This window comes from Rhodococcus sp. AZ1, assembly GCF_054979605.1.
This window is the reverse complement of record NZ_JBUEQF010000008.1, coordinates 13522-29945: the sequence shown is the minus strand read 5'-3', so window position 1 is coordinate 29945 and position 16424 is coordinate 13522. Positions and strand designations below refer to the sequence as shown.

The 16424-nt window shown below is 69.8% G+C and carries 14 protein-coding genes; 6 read left to right on the top strand and 8 right to left on the bottom strand.

Annotation, left to right across the window (positions count from 1 at the left end):
* Window position 1 precedes the first annotated feature (1 nt).
* Both ACY48E_RS11485 and ACY48E_RS11480 read left to right on the top strand, forming a co-directional pair.
* Window positions 2-1543 carry a 1,4-alpha-glucan branching protein domain-containing protein gene (locus ACY48E_RS11485; RefSeq protein ID WP_462872307.1) on the top strand — a complete coding sequence of 514 codons (1542 nt, stop codon included), beginning with the start codon at window positions 2-4 and terminating at the stop codon, window positions 1541-1543.
* Window positions 1540-2787 carry a glycosyltransferase family 4 protein gene (locus ACY48E_RS11480; protein ID WP_462872306.1) on the top strand — a complete coding sequence of 416 codons (1248 nt, stop codon included), beginning with the start codon at window positions 1540-1542 and terminating at the stop codon, window positions 2785-2787. Before ACY48E_RS11485 ends, ACY48E_RS11480 begins: the two co-directional genes overlap by 4 nt.
* A gap of 17 nt (window positions 2788-2804) precedes the next feature.
* Here the strand turns inward: ACY48E_RS11480 and ACY48E_RS11475 are convergent, their stop codons facing one another.
* Window positions 2805-3548 carry an acyltransferase gene (locus tag ACY48E_RS11475; protein ID WP_462872305.1) on the bottom strand — a complete coding sequence of 248 codons (744 nt, stop codon included), beginning with the start codon at window positions 3546-3548 and terminating at the stop codon, window positions 2805-2807.
* Between the two features lie 153 nt (window positions 3549-3701).
* Here ACY48E_RS11475 and ACY48E_RS11470 point away from each other — a divergent pair, with 153 nt between their 5' ends.
* Window positions 3702-5000, top strand: a complete 1299-nt coding sequence (locus ACY48E_RS11470) for an outer membrane protein assembly factor BamB family protein (protein ID WP_462872304.1) — start codon at window positions 3702-3704, stop codon at window positions 4998-5000.
* Between the two features lie 70 nt (window positions 5001-5070).
* On the opposite strand, the gene ACY48E_RS11465 is transcribed toward ACY48E_RS11470, so the two are convergent.
* The 4 genes from ACY48E_RS11465 to ACY48E_RS11450 are packed head-to-tail and all read right to left on the bottom strand — an operon-like array spanning window position 5071 to window position 8491.
* Window positions 5071-6045 (bottom strand): class I SAM-dependent methyltransferase, encoded by a 975-nt coding sequence (locus tag ACY48E_RS11465; protein ID WP_462872303.1) that lies wholly within the window; start codon window positions 6043-6045, stop codon window positions 5071-5073.
* 32 nt (window positions 6046-6077) lie between these two features.
* Window positions 6078-6875, bottom strand: coding sequence for an enoyl-CoA hydratase/isomerase family protein (locus ACY48E_RS11460; RefSeq protein ID WP_462872302.1), 798 nt, complete (start codon window positions 6873-6875; stop codon window positions 6078-6080).
* Between the two features lie 9 nt (window positions 6876-6884).
* Window positions 6885-7667: an NUDIX hydrolase gene (locus ACY48E_RS11455; RefSeq protein ID WP_462872301.1), complete on the bottom strand. Its 783-nt coding sequence runs from the start codon at window positions 7665-7667 to the stop codon at window positions 6885-6887.
* Window positions 7664-8491: an ABC transporter ATP-binding protein gene (locus tag ACY48E_RS11450; protein ID WP_462872463.1), complete on the bottom strand. Its 828-nt coding sequence runs from the start codon at window positions 8489-8491 to the stop codon at window positions 7664-7666. The genes ACY48E_RS11455 and ACY48E_RS11450 overlap by 4 nt, the downstream gene beginning before the upstream one ends.
* Before the next feature lie 73 nt (window positions 8492-8564).
* On the opposite strand from ACY48E_RS11450, the gene glgX reads away from it, so the two are divergent.
* Window positions 8565-10700: a glycogen debranching protein GlgX gene (gene glgX, locus ACY48E_RS11445; protein WP_462872300.1), complete on the top strand. Its 2136-nt coding sequence runs from the start codon at window positions 8565-8567 to the stop codon at window positions 10698-10700.
* Window positions 10697-11248: a DinB family protein gene (locus tag ACY48E_RS11440; protein WP_462872299.1), complete on the top strand. Its 552-nt coding sequence runs from the start codon at window positions 10697-10699 to the stop codon at window positions 11246-11248. Before glgX ends, ACY48E_RS11440 begins: the two co-directional genes overlap by 4 nt.
* Window positions 11249-11285: 37 nt before the next feature.
* Here the strand turns inward: ACY48E_RS11440 and ACY48E_RS11435 are convergent, their stop codons facing one another.
* Genes ACY48E_RS11435 through ctaD form a run of 3 tightly spaced genes read right to left on the bottom strand, consistent with a single transcriptional unit; the run spans window position 11286 to window position 15019 of the window.
* Window positions 11286-12062, bottom strand: a complete 777-nt coding sequence (locus ACY48E_RS11435) for a peptidyl-tRNA hydrolase (RefSeq protein WP_462872298.1) — start codon at window positions 12060-12062, stop codon at window positions 11286-11288.
* Complete coding sequence (serB, locus tag ACY48E_RS11430; RefSeq protein ID WP_462872297.1) at window positions 12059-13267, bottom strand: phosphoserine phosphatase SerB; 1209 nt, start codon at window positions 13265-13267, stop codon at window positions 12059-12061. The genes ACY48E_RS11435 and serB overlap by 4 nt, the downstream gene beginning before the upstream one ends.
* Window positions 13268-13291: 24 nt before the next feature.
* Window positions 13292-15019 carry an aa3-type cytochrome oxidase subunit I gene (gene ctaD / locus ACY48E_RS11425; RefSeq protein WP_462872296.1) on the bottom strand — a complete coding sequence of 576 codons (1728 nt, stop codon included), beginning with the start codon at window positions 15017-15019 and terminating at the stop codon, window positions 13292-13294.
* A gap of 223 nt (window positions 15020-15242) precedes the next feature.
* Between ctaD and ACY48E_RS11420 the strand changes: the two genes are divergently transcribed.
* Window positions 15243-16352, top strand: a complete 1110-nt coding sequence (locus tag ACY48E_RS11420; protein ID WP_462872295.1) for an ABC transporter substrate-binding protein — start codon at window positions 15243-15245, stop codon at window positions 16350-16352.
* The last annotated feature ends 72 nt before the right edge of the window (window positions 16353-16424 follow it).

Here is a 16424-nt window from a genome sequence, read left to right as displayed (position 1 = left end):
GATGGCCGACGAACCGGGCATGTTCAGCCTGGTGCTGCACTCGCACCTGCCCTGGCTGGCACATCACGGGCGCTGGCCCGTCGGCGAGGAATGGCTCTACCAGTCCTGGGCGGGGTCCTACCTGCCGCTGCTGCGTGTCCTCGATGGGCTGGCCGACGAGGGGCACACGGGTGTCCTCACCCTCGGGGTGACCCCCGTCCTCGCCGCTGCACTCGACGATCCGCACTGTCTGCGCGGGATGCACCATTGGCTGGGCAACTGGCAGATGCGTGCCCACGAGGCCGCGGCCACCGCCGCCACACGCGACCTGGGCGCCCGCGAGCACGCGCTCGCTGCGACGGAGATCACCGATTTCGAACAGCGCTGGATGCACGGCGCGTCGCCGGTGCTGCGGCCGCTGATCGACGCCGGGACCATCGAGGTGCTGGGCGGTCCGCTGATGCACCCGTTCGCACCCCTGCTGCATCCGCGACTACGCGAGTTCTCCCTGACGGAAGGTCTGCGCGACGCGGGGGCTCGTTGGGGCACCGTTCCCACCGGTATCTGGGCGCCCGAGTGCGGTTTCACACCGGGTATGGAAGCTCTCTACGACCGCGCCGGTGTGGGCCACTTCATGGTCGACGGGCCGGCCCTGCACGGCGACACGGCTCTGGGACGGCCGGTAGGGACGGCCGACGTGGTGGCCTTCGGCCGCGACCTGCCCGTGAGCTACCGCGTGTGGTCGCCGAGATCCGGCTACCCGGGCCACGGCGCCTATCGGGACTTCCATACCTACGACCACGCCAGCGGGCTCAAGCCGGCGCGCGTGACATCGCGCGCGGTCGAGTCCGCCGCGAAGGCGCCCTACGACCCCGACGCCGCCGGCGCAGCGGTCCTGGTGCACGTGGACGACTTCGTCGAGACGGTGCGCGCGCGCCTGCGCAGCGAGAGCGACCGCATCGGGCGGCCCGCCCACGTGATCGCCGCCTTCGACACCGAACTGTTCGGACACTGGTGGCACGAGGGACCGCAGTGGTTGGCCCATGTGCTGCGCGCCCTGCCCGAGGCAGGCATCGCCGTCGGCACCCTCACCGGTGCCCGCGAGGCCGGATTCGTCGGCGACGCCGTCGCGCTCGAGGACTCCTCGTGGGGCTCGGGCAAGGACTGGCGTGTGTGGGCGGGCGAGCAGGTCGCCGACCTGGTCGAACTCAACGCAGACGTGTGCGAGACCGCACTGAGGGCGATCGACCTCGTGCACGCGAGAAGCTCGCGGCCCCCGGTTCGCAGCCGGGTGGCGGACCAACTGCTGCGCGAGGCCCTGCTGACCGTCTCGAGCGATTGGGCGTTCATGGTCAGCAAGGACTCCGCCGCCCAGTACGCTCGGGACCGCGCCCACCTGCACGCACATGCCGTGCGCGAGATCGCCGGTGCCGCCGAACGCGGTCGCGCCGACAACCTCGCGGCGGGATGGGCGCGGGCGGACTCGCTGTTCCCCGCCCTCGACGCCCGTCGACTCCCGAGCGCCGAGCTCGGGACCGGAGACGAAAGGACACCGCCGCGGTGAAGGTCCTGCTCGTCTCGTGGGAGTACCCACCGGTGGTGGTGGGGGGCCTCGGCCGGCACGTCCATCACCTCGCCGTGGATCTCGTCGCCGCCGGCCACGAGGTGGTCGTTCTCTCGCGCCGCCCGTCCGGCACCGACGCCTCGACGCATCCCACCTCCACCACCATCGCCGACGGCGTCCTGGTGGTGGCCGTGGCCGAGGATCCACCGCATTTCGAGTTCGGCACCGACATGCTCGAATGGACCCTCGCCCTGGGCCACGCGATGATCCGAGCGGGGCTGGCCCTGTGCAAGCCCGGGGTCGGTGCGGGCTGGCATCCCGACGTGGTGCACGCGCACGACTGGCTGGTGGCGCACCCCGCCATCGCGTTGGCGGAGTTCTTCGACGTCCCCCTCGTCTCGACGATCCACGCCACCGAGGCAGGACGGCACAGCGGGTGGGTGTCCGGCCGCATCAACCGCCAGGTCCACTCGGTGGAATGGTGGCTCGCGCGCGAATCGGATTCGCTCATCGCGTGCTCGTCGGCGATGGAGGACGAGATAGCTCGACTGTTCGGTCCGCTCGACGCACCGATCACGGTGATCTGCAACGGAATCGACGTCGACCGGTGGGTGTACCGCGACAGAGTCCCGTCGACGCGTCCGCCGTCGCTGCTGTTCGTCGGCCGACTCGAGTACGAGAAGGGTATCCAGGACGCCATCGCTGCCCTGCCGAGGATCAGGCGCAGCCATCCTGGTACCACCCTCACCATCGCCGGCGAGGGCACTCAGAAAACGTGGCTGACGGAGCTGGCGCGCGAGCACCGCGTCGTGCGATCGGTGCGCTTCGTCGGTGGACTCGACCACGAGCAGCTACTCGCTGCGCTGCACGACGCCGATGCCATCGTGCTGCCCAGCCGATACGAGCCGTTCGGCATCATTGCGCTCGAGGCCGCCGCGTCGGGAACACCGCTGGTGACCTCCACCGCCGGTGGCCTGGGTGAGGCCGTGGTCAGCGGTGTGACCGGACTGTCGTTCCCACCCGGCGACGTCGCAGCGCTCGCCGCGGCCGTGCGATCGGTTCTCGACGACCCGGAAGGGGCGCGGACACGGGCCGTCGCTGCGCGGGCGCGGCTGACGGTGGAGTTCGACTGGTCGTCGGTGGCCGCGGCGACGGCGATGGTCTACGAGCGGGCCAAACGACGCGTGCGATTCCCCGCCGGCCGCCCCGGGATCGTCGAACGCCCCCTGCCCGAACGCGGCTGAGCAGGGCGCGCACCCATTCAGCCGGGTCCGGCGGCCTTCTTGCGCGCAATGTCCTCGAGCGCGGCGGCGTAGCGGGCACGATCGGCGGCACCGGCCTCCCAATCGGCCCGGCGGTTGCGCACCACCCTGGCCGGGGCGCCCACGGCGATGCTGTAGTCGGGAATCACACCCTTGACCACCGCATGGGCACCGAGTACGCACCCGCGTCCGACGCTGGTCTCGCGCAACACCGTCACCTTCGCCGCAATCCAGTTGTCGGGTCCGATCCGCACGGGGGACTTCACTATCCCCTGGTCCTTGATCGGCACGGTCACGTCGTCGGTGCGGTGGTCGAAGTCGCAGATGTAGCACCAGTCCGCCACGAGGGTCGAGGCGCCGATCTCGATGTCGAGGTAGGTGTTGACCACGTTGTCCTTGCCGAAGACCACCTTGTCGCCGATACGCAGCGACCCTTCGTGGCAGCGGATGGCGTTGCCGTCACCGATGTGCACCCACCGACCGATCTCGAGACGCGACAGATGCGGCGTCGCATGGATCTCCACACGCCGGCCCAGGAAAACCATGCCCTTGAGCACCACGTGCGGATTGGCCAGCCGGAAACGCAGCAGCCGCAGGTACCGCACGAGATACCAGGGGGTGTACGCCCTGTTCGCGATCACCCACCGCACCGAGGCGATGGTCAGGAACCGCGCCTGATCAGGATCGCGCCGGCGGGAGCCGCGCCACCGCGAGCGCATCGGGGCGTTCCACATCGAGGTCATGGGCGACCACCCTAGCGATCGTCGGATGCGGCGCGGCGCGATACCTCGCCCGACCGCTAGGGTTCGTTGTCGGCCGTTCTGTCGGTCGCGGTTCGCTGTCGACCGGTTCGAGCACTGGAGGGAAGTTCTGTGGAGCACGCACGGTGGCGAGCGGTGTCGATCGTTGCCGCGGCGACGACCCTGGTGCTCGGGGTCACCGCGTGCGCGCCGCTCCCACAGCCGGCCGTCCGGTTCTCCGCACCGGGGTGGCTGGGCGGACTCTCCGACGCCCACAACAGTTCGCGAAGCCAGGCCACCGGACGAACCGAGTTGAACCTCTCGTGGTCGCGCCCGCTGGGTGGCACGGTCGTCACCCGCGCGTCGATCGCACCCTCCGGTCAGATCGACGTCACCCTCACCCCCGGCGCGTCCGCGGCCGGATGCGTGCTCGGCGCCTTCACCCTCGGAACCGGGCGCAAACGCACCTGCATTCCCATCGGCCCGGCCGGAGCCGGAAGTTCGCCGATCCAGGACACCGTGGCCAACGTCTACTTCGGGGAGGACGGCGCCGTCGGCTCCCGAAACGAGTTCGGCCAGCAGCGGTGGGGCACCCCGGTCGACGGCACCCCGCGCACCCCGCAGCTCACCCCTGACGGGAATCTGTTGGTGGTCACCCAGTTCGGACAGGTCGTGGTGATCGACCCGCAGAACGGCATCCCCGTCGCCCCCGTGTACGACCTGGTGCCGCAGCCGTCGGCCCTCGGCTCGCCCAACACCCCGCTGCGGCCACCGGTTCAGGGGCTGGCCGCGTGCATCGAGGGTGGCCCCGAGTGCCCCGTCGCCGCGGCACCGGCCGTCGACCTCGACTCGTCGACGTTCTTCGTGGTGCTCTGGCGCAGCGGTGCGGTGGCCCCGCAGCTGGTGTCCCTGCACTACGGCGGGAAGGACGTGGCGATCTCCGAGCGCTGGTCCTCGACACCGCTCCCGGGAGCGGTCACCTCCGCGCCGGTGCTCTCCAACGACGCGAAGACGGTCTACGTCACCGCCGTCGACGGCACGATCGCTGCGTACGACGCTGCCACCGGCACCCAACGCTGGCGGTACACACCCACCGGCGTAGGCCGCGGGGCGGGCTCGGTGGCCGTGGCGCAGGACGGCACCCTGGTCCCGGCGGGAGGCAACGGCGCGCCGCTAGTGGCGTTGCGCGACGCCGGTGATCGCGCCGAGGTGGTCTGGCAGCGCACCGACCTGGCGCAGTTCAGCCCGTCCGCACTCGACGCCGGCTCCGTCGGCTACACGGTGATCGCGCGGGGATCCGCACTGGATCTGCTCACCTACGACATCGCCACCGGGCGGACGCTGGACCAGGATCCGCTACCGGGTGCGACGGGCTTCTCCCCCGGCCCCTCCGTGGGCCCGAGCGGCGAGGTGCTGGTGCCCACCTCGCTGGGCGAGCTGTTCGCCTTCGGCTGAGCACAGAGCCTTCGGCTGAGCACAGAGCCTTCGGCTGAGCGCAGCTGGACGCAGTCCGCGGGCCTGCGCCTCAGGCGCCGGGCTTCACCCCGGTGATCATGACGTTGTAGAAGAAGCTGCGCGGGACGACGTGCCGGAGCACCTTCTCGTCCACCCAGCTCAGCGAACGCCACCCACCGAACGCGAAACGCGCCCAGCCGAATCCGAGCTTCTCCGCGGGCACCGCTGCTTCGAACGTGCGCACCGGCCACCCCAGCAGGGCTGCGGCGAACTCCTCCGTGCGCGCCTTCACGGACTCCGCGCCCGCGCGGCGAGCAATGTCCTCGAGATCGGACGGGTCGAAGGTGTGCAGATCCACCACGGCCTCGAGCGCGGCGGCGCGCGAGCTCTCGTCGAGTTCCTGCTGAGGGCGCCGCCACTCCGCCAGCGCGGGCAGTCGGGTGACTCGGGTGGTGGCCTCCCAGGTCAGACGACCGAGCCACCGCGCGTAGAAGTTGCCGACGGTGGTGGGCTCGCCGGCGAAGACGAAGCGCCCACCGGGCTTGAGCACACGCAGCACCTCGCGCAGCGACAGCTCGACGTCGGGGATGTGGTGCAGCACCGCGTGCCCGACGACGAGGTCGAAGGTGTTGTCCTCGTAGGGGATGGTCTCGGCGTCGGCCACCCGGCCGTCCACCTCGAGGCCGAGGTTCTCGGCGTTGCGCAACGCCACCTTCACCATGCCCGGCGACAGATCGGTGACCGACCCGGTGCGCGCCACACCGCCCTGCATCAGGTTCAACAGGAAGAAGCCCGTACCGCAGCCCAGTTCGAGAGCACGCTCGAACGGCAGGGGCGCGTCGCCGGCGACGGCGTCGAAGCGACCGCGTGCGTAGTCGATGCAACGCTGGTCGTACGAGATCGACCACTTGTCGTCGTAGGTCTCGGCCTCCCAGTCGTGGTAGAGCACCTGGGCGAGCTTGGTGTCCGATCGGGCCGCGTCGACCTCCTCGGCACTGGCGTGCGGGCGGGGCGCAGGGTCGACGTGATCCGGGCGTGCAGTCATCCGGGCAGTTTATCGGGTGGCCGGCGGAGCGGTCATCGCCCGGTGAACTCCGCACGTCCCGGGCCCTCGGCCAGATACGACTGCGCTCCGATCACCCGGTCCCGGGTGGCATAGAGATCGGCGAGCGTGCGCACCTCGAGGTCGGTGACCGACTCGTCGCCTGCACAGGCGGCCGCAACCAGGGCGCGCACGCCGGCGACGGCGCGCGGCGCACCGCCGGAGACTGCCCGCGCCCATCGCAGTGCGGCGTCGAACACCGCGTCGGGGGCCACCACCTCATCGACCAACCCGATCGCCAAAGCCTCCTCGGCGCCGACGAATCGACCGGTCAGGGCCAGATCGGTGGCTCGACTCGGACCGAGGAGGTGGGTCAACCGGTCCAGGCCGACGGGCACGAGACCGACCAGCACCTCGGGGAAGCAGAACTTGATGTGGTCACCGGCGATACGACGGTCCGCCCCCAGCGCCAGCGTTGCTCCGAAGCCGACGGCGTACCCGCCGATGGCTGCCACCGTGGGCACCGGGAGCTCGCGCAGCGCCCGCAGGCCACGGGTGAGCGCCGGGGCCGCCGCCACGAGCCGAGCGGTGTCCGTCTCCGCGAGCTCACCGGGGTCGGCGCCGGTGGCGAACACCTTGTCCCCACCGTCGACGATGACCGCCCGGACCCCGTCCCACCTCCCGATCCGCTCGACGGCGTCACCGATCTCGGCGACCACCGCACGGCCGAGCGCATTGAGAGGGGGTCTGTCCAGGCGCAGCACGGCAATCGCGCCGGTCGGATCGGGAGCGCCGTCGCCGCCCAGTCGATCCACGCTGACGAATTCGGCCACGGGGAGACCCTAGCCGGGCATGGTGGCGTAGTACCGGTCCGATCCGTCGAAGTCCAACCGCAGAGCGCCGTCCACCCGGTGGAGTACTCCCTGGACGGGAGTCAGGTCCGCCGGCATACCCAGTGCCTCGCTGACGGTGTGCGCGGGCTCGAGTCCCACGAGAACGGACCAGGTGGGCGGGAGCAAGAGCCGTCGACCGGCCGCGAAGTCCGCGAGCGCGGCGGCCGGGGTGCTCCAGTACGCGTCGTCGGCCTCGGTGGTGGCGTCGTCCGCCGCCTGACCGTCCGGCAGGGCTGCGACGAAGAACCGGGTGTCGTACCGCCGGCGCGTCTGCCCTTCCGGCGTGATCCAGTTCGCACGCGGGCGAAGTAGATCGGTGCGCATCGACAGTCCGCGCTCGACGAGGAAGTCCGCGAAGGTGATCTCCCGGCTCTCGATGGCCCGACGTGCCTCGGCGAAGGATCCGGTGTCGGTGACGGGACGCTCGTCGGCGGTGGCGAGCAGCACCCCGCATTCCTCGAACGTCTCACGCACCGCAGCGACGACGAGCAGGCGGGCCCGATCGGGCTCGACACCGAGGATCTCGCCCCAGGCCTGCGTGCTGGGTCCGATCCAGCCCGGCCGGGTGTCGGCATCCGACGCGTCCACACCACCGCCGGGGAACACCGTCATCCCCGGCGCGAAGCTCATCGCTCCGGCGCGGCGTTGCAGGAACACCTCGAGTCCGTCCGCGCCGTCGCGAACGAGCACCACCGTGGACGCGTCGCGCAGCGGTGGTCCGCCGCCCGTCACGAGGACCGTCGGTGACTGGGCTTGGCACGCGTCCGACGGGCGAAGAAGCGGCCGTCGGTCGCATCGAGGGTGATCGACTGGCTGAACGCGGCCGTGAGGTTCTCGGCGGTGATCACCTCGTCGATGGGTCCCTGCGCCACAGCCTGCCCCTCCTTGAGCAGCAGGGCGTGGGTGAACCCCGGCGGAATCTCCTCCACGTGGTGCGTCACGAGGACGGTCGCGGGCGCATCGGCGTCGGCCGCCACATCGGCGAGCAGCGCAACGAGGTCCTCGCGACCGCCGAGGTCCAACCCCGCAGCGGGCTCGTCCAGCAGCAGCATCTCCGGATCGGTCATCAGCGCCCTGGCGATGAGCACCCGTTTGCGCTCACCTTCGGAGAGGGTGTCGTATCGGCGCCGGGCCAGGTGCTCGATTCCGACGGTCTCGAGCATGTCGACCGCGCGTTGGTCGTCGACGTCGTCGTAGGTCTCGCGCCATCGGCCGAGTACCGCGTAGCCCGCCGAGACCACCAGATCGGAGACGATCTCGTGGCCCGGGATGCGGTGGCCGAGGGCTGCCGACGACAAACCGATCCGCAGCCGCAGCTCGGCAACCTCCACCGAACCGAGCCGCTCGCCGAGCACGTGGGCGCTCCCGCTGGTGGGGTGCAGCTCGGCGGCCGCGATTCGCAGGAGAGTGGTCTTGCCCGCCCCGTTGGGACCGAGAACCACCCACCGCTCGTCGAGTTCGACGTTCCACGTCACCGGTCCGACGAGCGTGACCCCGTCCCGCACCACCGTGACGTCGGTGAACTCGATCACGCGGTCGGGATCGCCCACCGGCACGGGTACCTCACTGTCGGACACATCTCCCATCTTGTCCCACGCGTGGCCTCACGAGCGGGCAGGATGTGATCGCGTGTCGCCCGATCCCCTCGTCCCCGCCTCCGCCGCCCTCGCGGGATCGCCCCATCCTCTCGGAGCGAGCGTGACCGCCGACGGCGTGAACTTCGCCGTTCACGCACCGAGCGCGACCGGAGTTCAGGTGTGCCTGATCGACCACACCGCCTCCGGTGAGAGCGTCGAGACGCGAATTGCGCTCACGGAGCGCACTTTCGGCATCTGGCACGGGTGTGTTCGGCAGGCCGGTCCCGGCTCGACCTACGGGTACCGGATATCCGGTCCCTGGGACCCAGCCCGCGGGCTGCGCTTCAACGACCGCAAGCTGCTGATCGATCCGTACGCGCGCCGAATCGTCGGACGGCTGGGAGACCCGGAGGCGCTGCTCGCCCACGACGGGTCCCCGTTCGACGGTCCGTCGGACGTCGACTCACTCGGCGAGGTGCCGCTGGCCGTGGTGTGCACCGCCGCGCCGGCCCTGCAGAGCCGTCCGCGTCGGCCATGGGATCGCACCGTGATCTACGAACTTCACGTCGGGTCGTTCACCGCCACGCACCCGGAGGTTCCCGAGCACCTACGCGGCACGTACCTCGCACTGGCCGAACCGGCGGTGATCGGGCACCTGCTCGATCTCGGCGTCACGGCGGTGGAACTGCTTCCGGTGCAGGCGTTCCTCTCCGAGTACGCGGTCCGGGCGCGGAGCATGCGCAACCACTGGGGGTACTCGACAGCGGCGTACTTCGCACCCGAACCCCGTTACGCCGCCGACCCCGGCCGCGAACGCGAGGAGTTCGCCGCCATGGTCGAGGCACTGCACGCCGCGGGTCTCGAGGTGATCCTCGACGTGGTCTACAACCACACGTGTGAGACCGGGGTGGAAGGTCCCACGATCTCCTGGCGGGGCGCCGACGCTCCCGGGTACTACGCTCTCGACGAGCGAGGGCTCGACATCGACATCACCGGCTGCGGCAACACCGTCGACTCCGGATCACCCGCCGTGGTGCGGATGGTGTGCGACAGCCTGCGGCACTGGGTGACGGAGATGGGTGTCGACGGCTTCCGATTCGACCTCACCAGCGTGCTCGGCCGCCCGCGGGCCGGCGCCTTCGACCCGCGCGCCGCGGCACTCACCGCCATCTCCAGCGATCCGGTTCTGGCGCAGACCAAACTGATCTGCGAACCGTGGGACGCCACCGCCGAGGGCTACCAGGTGGGCAACTTCCCCGTCGCCTGGTCGGAGTGGAACGACCGCTACCGCGACACCGTCCGCCGCTTCTTCGCGGGAACGACCGGCGTACGCGAACTGGCCTCTCGGCTGGCCGGATCGCACGACATCTTCGGTGCGAGCGGTCGACGCCCCTGGGCATCGATCAACTTCGTCACCGCACACGACGGGTTCACCGCACACGACCTGGTGTCCTACGAGCGCAAACACAACGAGGCCAACGGCGAGGACGGCCGCGACGGCACGGACAACAACAACTCCGTCAACTACGGCGTCGAGGGCCCCACCGACGACACCGACATCCTGGCCGCGCGGTCACGGCACGTGCGGGCGATGCTCTCGACCCTCGCGTTCTCGACGGGCACGCCGATGCTGCTCGCGGGCGACGAGTTCGGGCACACCCAGAACGGCAACAACAACGCCTACTGCGTCCCCGCGGACGCCACCGCCGCGCAGGCCTGGGCGCTGGACTGGTCGAGTGCCGACACCGACCTCACCGCCACGCTCGCCCGAGCACTGCGAGTGCGCCGCTCGACCCCCGTGCTCCGGCGCCAGACCTACTTCACCGGCCGCGACGGCGAGGGTCCTGCCGACCTGCTGTGGTTCGGTGCGGACGGGACCGAGCTGACCACCGAGCGGTGGAACGACGACTCGGTGCGCACACTGCAGGCACACGTCGACCTCGGCGTCACCAGCGGAGTGCCGGGAACCGCCCTGCTGATCGTGCATTCCGGTGGTCCGATCTCGGTGGTTCTGCCCACCGTCGGCCCCGCGGAGCACTTCCGCCCCCTGTTCGACTCGTCCGCTCCCGCGGGTGTACCCGAGCGAGGCGAGGTGGTCCCGGCCGGCACCGCGGTGCAGTTGAGCGGGACCGCTGTCCTGGTCTTCGACTGCACGGCCGAGCCCACCAGCGAAGGAGTCCGGACATGACCTCCGATGTGATCACCGACGAGCACGGCAGGCGCGAGCCACCCCTGGTCGGGGACGAGCTCTCGATGCTGCTGGGGTTCTTGAACTTCCACCGCGACACCCTGGAGTGGAAGATTCGTGGACTCGACGCACCCGCCCTCGCGCGTACGCATCCACCGTCCTCGATGACCCTCGGGGGGCTGGTGAAACATCTCGCGTATGTCGAGGACCACTGGTTCGTCTGGACCCTGCACGGTCAGCCGCGGCCCGAACCCTGGGCGTCCGTGGACTGGTCCGCCGACGTCGATTGGGACTGGAACTCCGCGGCGCACGACACCGTGGGCGAGATCATGGAGGTCTGGCGGGCCAGCACCGACCGGTCGACAGCCGCCGTGGATCGTGCGCTCTCCCGCGGTGACGGTCTCGACACTCTCGCCGAGCGGCCGTCGGGCGACGGACAACGGCCGACGCTGCGGTGGATCCTGGTGCACATGATCGAGGAATACGCCCGACACAACGGACACGCCGACCTGCTGCGCGAAAGCGTCGACGGCCAGACCGGCGAGTAGTGCCTCAGCCCGTAGTTCTGCGCGGTCTGCGATCAGTTCACGACGTACGCCCCGACGTCGCGATCACCGTCATGGACCCCGGCGCCACCTCGGTGAACCCTGCATCCCGCACGCCGACCGCACCCCCGGTACGAACGTCCTGAAGCAGCCGTGACCAGGTGTGCGGCTGCGCGTACCGCACCTGAATGCAGGTGCCATCCTCCGCAACGCACCAGGACTCGACGTCGTCGACCGGGGCGGCCGCCGCCGCCAGCATCACCGCGTGTCCCACCTGAGCGGCGGTCTTGCCCACCGTCATCCCCAGGGACGCGTCGACCCACAACACGAGCGGTGCGTCCACGGCCGGGCGATCGTCGGGTTCGAGTTCGGTTCCGCCGATCTGGAGCTTGCGCAGTCGCGGGTCGAGATCGCCGACCGGGCCGGGCACGAATGCGCGGGCGCACGCGCCGCCTACCTGCGCGCTCACCCCGTCCACGTCACACGCCGCGAGCCACTGCGCGCCGCGAGCACGTCTGGCCACCTTGCGTATACGAGATCCGGTCCAGGCCACGAACGCCTCGTGCCAGAGCCCACCGTCGCCGACGTTCGGGTGCAGACACAGTCTCAGCGTTGCCAGGGCCGCGGCAGCGAGCAGATCCGAACGGGCAGGCGGATCGACCTTGGGGATGTGCAGCACGATCGGCATCGCGAGCACACCGGCCGGATCCTCGGGTTCGGCGGCGCCGCCGTAACCGGTGGCCAGGAACGCGTGGCGCTGCGCGAACGTCGAGTTCGGTGCCGCATCCGAGCCCGTCGCTGCTCCCGGGTCGGTCACGGAATGGGGATGCGGGTGACCGGGCCGTCGGCCGAGTCGGCGGCCTCGATCTCTTCGCGCGTGAGACCGAGCACGAACAGCAGGGCATCGAGGAAGGGGTACGACAGAGCCGTATCGGCCACCTCCCGCAGAGCAGGCTTGGCGTTGAAGGCGATTCCGAGTCCCGCGGCGCTGAGCATGTCGATGTCGTTGGCCCCGTCGCCGACGGCGACGGTCTGCTCCATCGGCACGCCCACCTGATCGGCGAACCGACGCAGGGCCACTGCCTTGGCGGCGCGGTCCACGATCTCACCGGTGACCCGCCCGGTGAGCACACCGCCATCGATCTCGAGGGTGTTGGCGTGAACGAAGTCGAGTTCGAGGTCGTGCGCCAAGCCTTCGATCACCTGGCGGAATCCGCCGGAGACCACGCCGCAGTGGAATCCGAGGCGCCGGAGCGTGCGAATGGTCGTCCGCGCACCCGGGGTCAGTTCCAGTTCGTCGGCCACATCGTCGATCACCGACGCGTCGAGTCCGGCGAGCGTGGCGACACGGCGGTGCAGTGACTCGGTGAAGTCGATCTCACCGCGCATCGCCGCCTCGGTCACCGCCCGCACCTCGTCCTCGACACCGGCGCGTGCGGCGAGCATCTCGATGACCTCGCCCTGCACGAGCGTCGAGTCCACGTCGAACACGATGAGCCGCTTCGCCCGACGAGCGAGACCGCTGCGCTCGACGGCGACATCGATGCCGACACCCGCAGCAACTTCCGCGAGAGCCGTGCGTAGGGCCGCGTCGGCGGTGGGCCCCGGGTCGGCAACGCTCACGCGCAGTTCCAGCCCCGTGACGGGGTAGTCGGCAATCCCGCGGATGGCATCGATGTTCGCGTTCTGCCGCGCCAGTTCCCGAGAGAGAAGGCTGATCGCGCGGGCGGTGACCGGCCGACCGAGCACCACCACCACGTGCGTGGACATCCCGGCGCGTGAGTGCTCACTTCCGACTGCGATCGTGACAGCCATCCCGATGCTGGTCATCGCATCGTCGAGTTCATCCTGCAGCGAGTCGAGATCACCGGGGCACTCACCCAGGACACCGAGGGTGAGCTGACCCCTGATCACCACCTGTTCGACATCGAGAACGCTCACCTGATGTCGAGCGAGCACGGCGAACAGTGCCGAGGTGACTCCGGGCCGGTCAGCGCCGTTGACGGTGACCAGAACGCTCATGTCGGAATGGTTCACCCGCTGATGTCAGGAAACCGGGGTGACTTCCTTCTTGCTCCCGTGCCCTGGACCCACGTGCGCCTCTTCCCGGAGTCGGTCCACCATGTGCGGGTAGTGCAGCTCGAATGCAGGACGCTCGGAGCGGATGCGAGGCAGCTCGGTGAAGTTGTGCCGCGGCGGCGGGCAGCTGGTGGCCCACTCGAGGGAGTTGCCGTAGCCCCACGGATCGTCGACGGTGACAACCTCGCCGTAGCGGTAGCTCTTGAACACGTTCCACAGGAACGGCAGCGTGGACGCACCGAGGATGAACGCGCCGACCGTGGAGATCGAGTTCAGCACCGTGAAGCCATCGGCGGGCTGGTAGTCGGCGTATCGACGCGGGAAGCCCTCGGCACCGACCCAGTGCTGGACGAGGAACGTCATGTGGAAGCCGACGAGGGTGGTCCAGAAGTGCCAACGACCGAGCTTCTCGTCCATCAGGCGCCCTGTCATCTTCGGGAACCAGAAGTAGATGCCCGCGTAGGTGGCGAACACGATGGTGCCGAAGAGCACGTAGTGGAAGTGGGCGACCACGAAGTAGGTGTCGGTGACGTGGAAGTCGATGGGCGGGCTCGCCAGGAGCACACCGGACAGGCCGCCGAAGAGGAAGGTCACCAGGAAGCCGACGGAGAACAGCATCGGCGACTCGAACGTCAGCTGGCCCTTCCACATGGTGCCGATCCAGTTGAAGAACTTCACACCGGTGGGCACCGCGATCAGGAAGGTCATGAACGAGAAGAACGGAAGCAGAACCGCGCCCGTCGCGTACATGTGGTGCGCCCACACCGCGATGGACAGCGCCGCGATGCCGATGGTGGCGTACACCAGACCGGAGTAGCCGAAGATGGGCTTGCGCGAGAACACCGGGAAGATCTCGGACACGATGCCGAAGAACGGCAGGGCGATGATGTAGACCTCGGGATGCCCGAAGAACCAGAACAGGTGTTGCCACAGTAGGACACCACCGGTGGCCGGATCGAACAGGTGGGCGCCCAGATGGCGGTCCGCAGCGAGGCCGAACAGTGCCGCGGCGAGCAGCGGGAAGGCGAGCAGCACCAGGATCATCGTGACGAAGATGTTCCAGGTGAAGATCGGCATGCGGAACATGGTCATGCCGGGGGCGCGGAGGCAGATGACCGTGGTGATCATGTTCACGCCGCCGAGGATCGTGCCCAGGCCACCGAGGGCCAGGCCCATGATCCACAGGTCGGCGCCGGCGCCCGGCGAGTGAACGGCATCGGTGAGGGGCGTGTACGCGGTCCACCCGAAGTCGGCAGCGCCGCCGGGGGTGATGAAGCCCGCGGAGGCGATCAGGGCGCCGAACAGGTAGAGCCAGTAGCTGAAGGCGTTCAGACGAGGGAACGCGACGTCCGGTGCGCCGATCTGCAGCGGGAGGATGTAGTTGGCGAAGCCGAACACGATGGGCGTTGCGTACAGCAGCAGCATGATCGTGCCGTGCATGGTGAACAGCTGGTTGTACTGCTCATTGGAGAGGAACTGGAGCCCGGGGAGCGCCAGCTCGGCACGCATCAGGAGGGCCAGCACGCCTCCGAACAGGAAGAACGCGAACGAGGTGACGATGTACATGATGCCCAGGACCTTCGGGTCCGTCGTGGTCACCATCTTGTACACGAACGAGCCCTTCGGTCCCTGGCGGGCCGGGAAGGGACGCGACGGGGTCACCTCGGGGACTGGCTGAGGAGCTAGGGCAGTCACTGATCCTCCTGGGATGCTCGTCCTCCCCCGTGTGCGGGGCAGGACGGAAGCCGTTGAAGCTATGGCGCCATCGTAGACCGTCCACATCGAGAAAGCGGAACGGCCCCGGCCGAGTGTCCGAACAGGGTGTCGGGGACTACTACCGGGCGTCGTAACCACTGTGGCACAGCACCACCCGCCCTGTACACCCCCCGCGTGGAGCGCTGAAGTAGGTTCTCCGGACATGGACCTCCACCGCCGCAGATCCGACACCGATCCCAACCGGGTCGCGCGGGGTCGCGTGGCATCGGCCAGTGCCGGGGTGGCCGCGGGGCTCGTCGTCGTCCTCACCGGCTGCACGGGCGCGCCCGGCCCCTCCCCCGCCTCCGACATCGTCCGCTCGACCACGAACATCGCGGGGGCGGGCGTGGTCGGCGCCGCCGGTCGGAAGGTGCCGCCGCAGTGCGGCGCGCCGACCGCGGCGGACGACATCGGTCGCCAGGGGAACTCCCGCGTGGTCAGCGGCAGCGGCCCGGCGTCGGTGGTGCCGGCGGATCCGCAGCGCATCGTGATCCTCGACACGACCGCGCTCGACGCAGCGTGCGCGACGGGCATGTGGCAACGAGTGGTGGGGGCAGCGACGAAGCAGGATGTGATCACCCAGACACCGGGAACCACGCAACCGGCCTACCTCGGCGACGGGATCGGACGTATTCCGAGCGTGGGCCCTGTGGGCACTCCCGACGTCGATGCGATCGCTGCGCTGAAGCCGGACCTCATCGTCGGGTCGGACGCCCTGCCCACCGACGTGGCCGGGCGGCTGCGCGCCGTCGCCCCCACGGTGCTGACCCGAGCCGCGTCCACCTGGACCGACCGCGCTCTGCTCGCGGCCACGGCGTTCGGCCGCAGGACCGCGGCTCAGGACGCGCTCGCGGGCCTGCGTCGTGATGCCGCCGATCTCGGGACCCGCCTGGCCGCGCCGTCGACCGAGGCGTCGGTGGTGCGCTTCGAGCCGAATTCGGCGACGACGCTGGGGCCGGAGACCTTCGCCGGGCAGATACTCACCATGGTGGGCGCGCGGCGGCCGGCTCCGCAGCGGGACGCGAGCATGGCGGTGGACCTGGCCCGGCCACGCGTTGCCGAGGGCGATGTGATGTACGTGATCTTCGCACCGGGCGCGGTGGATTCGGCACGTGCGACGCTCGCATCGGACCCCTGGCGCTCCCTGGGAGCGTCGACGGACAGTCGAGTGTTCTCCGTCGACGATGCCGTGTGGACCGGTGAGGGGATCTCGGCGGCGCAGAGCATGCTGGTGGACCTGCAGTCGACCCTCAACGGCTACGCCACGCAGTAGAACCCCTGCGGCCGAACGACCGCGCGCGGCCGATCCGCCGAGCCGGATGAGCCGCGCCGACTGTCGTAGCCT

Coding starts and splice junctions, on each gene's coding strand:
- ACY48E_RS11485 (WP_462872307.1), top strand. CDS start 2: ATGGCCGACGAACCGGGCATGTTCAGCCTGGTGCTGCACTCGCACCTG.
- ACY48E_RS11475 (WP_462872305.1), bottom strand. CDS start 3,548: ATGACCTCGATGTGGAACGCCCCGATGCGCTCGCGGTGGCGCGGCTCC.
- ACY48E_RS11465 (WP_462872303.1), bottom strand. CDS start 6,045: ATGACTGCACGCCCGGATCACGTCGACCCTGCGCCCCGCCCGCACGCC.
- ACY48E_RS11440 (WP_462872299.1), top strand. CDS start 10,697: ATGACCTCCGATGTGATCACCGACGAGCACGGCAGGCGCGAGCCACCC.
- serB (WP_462872297.1), bottom strand. CDS start 13,267: ATGAGCGTTCTGGTCACCGTCAACGGCGCTGACCGGCCCGGAGTCACC.
- ACY48E_RS11420 (WP_462872295.1), top strand. CDS start 15,243: ATGGACCTCCACCGCCGCAGATCCGACACCGATCCCAACCGGGTCGCG.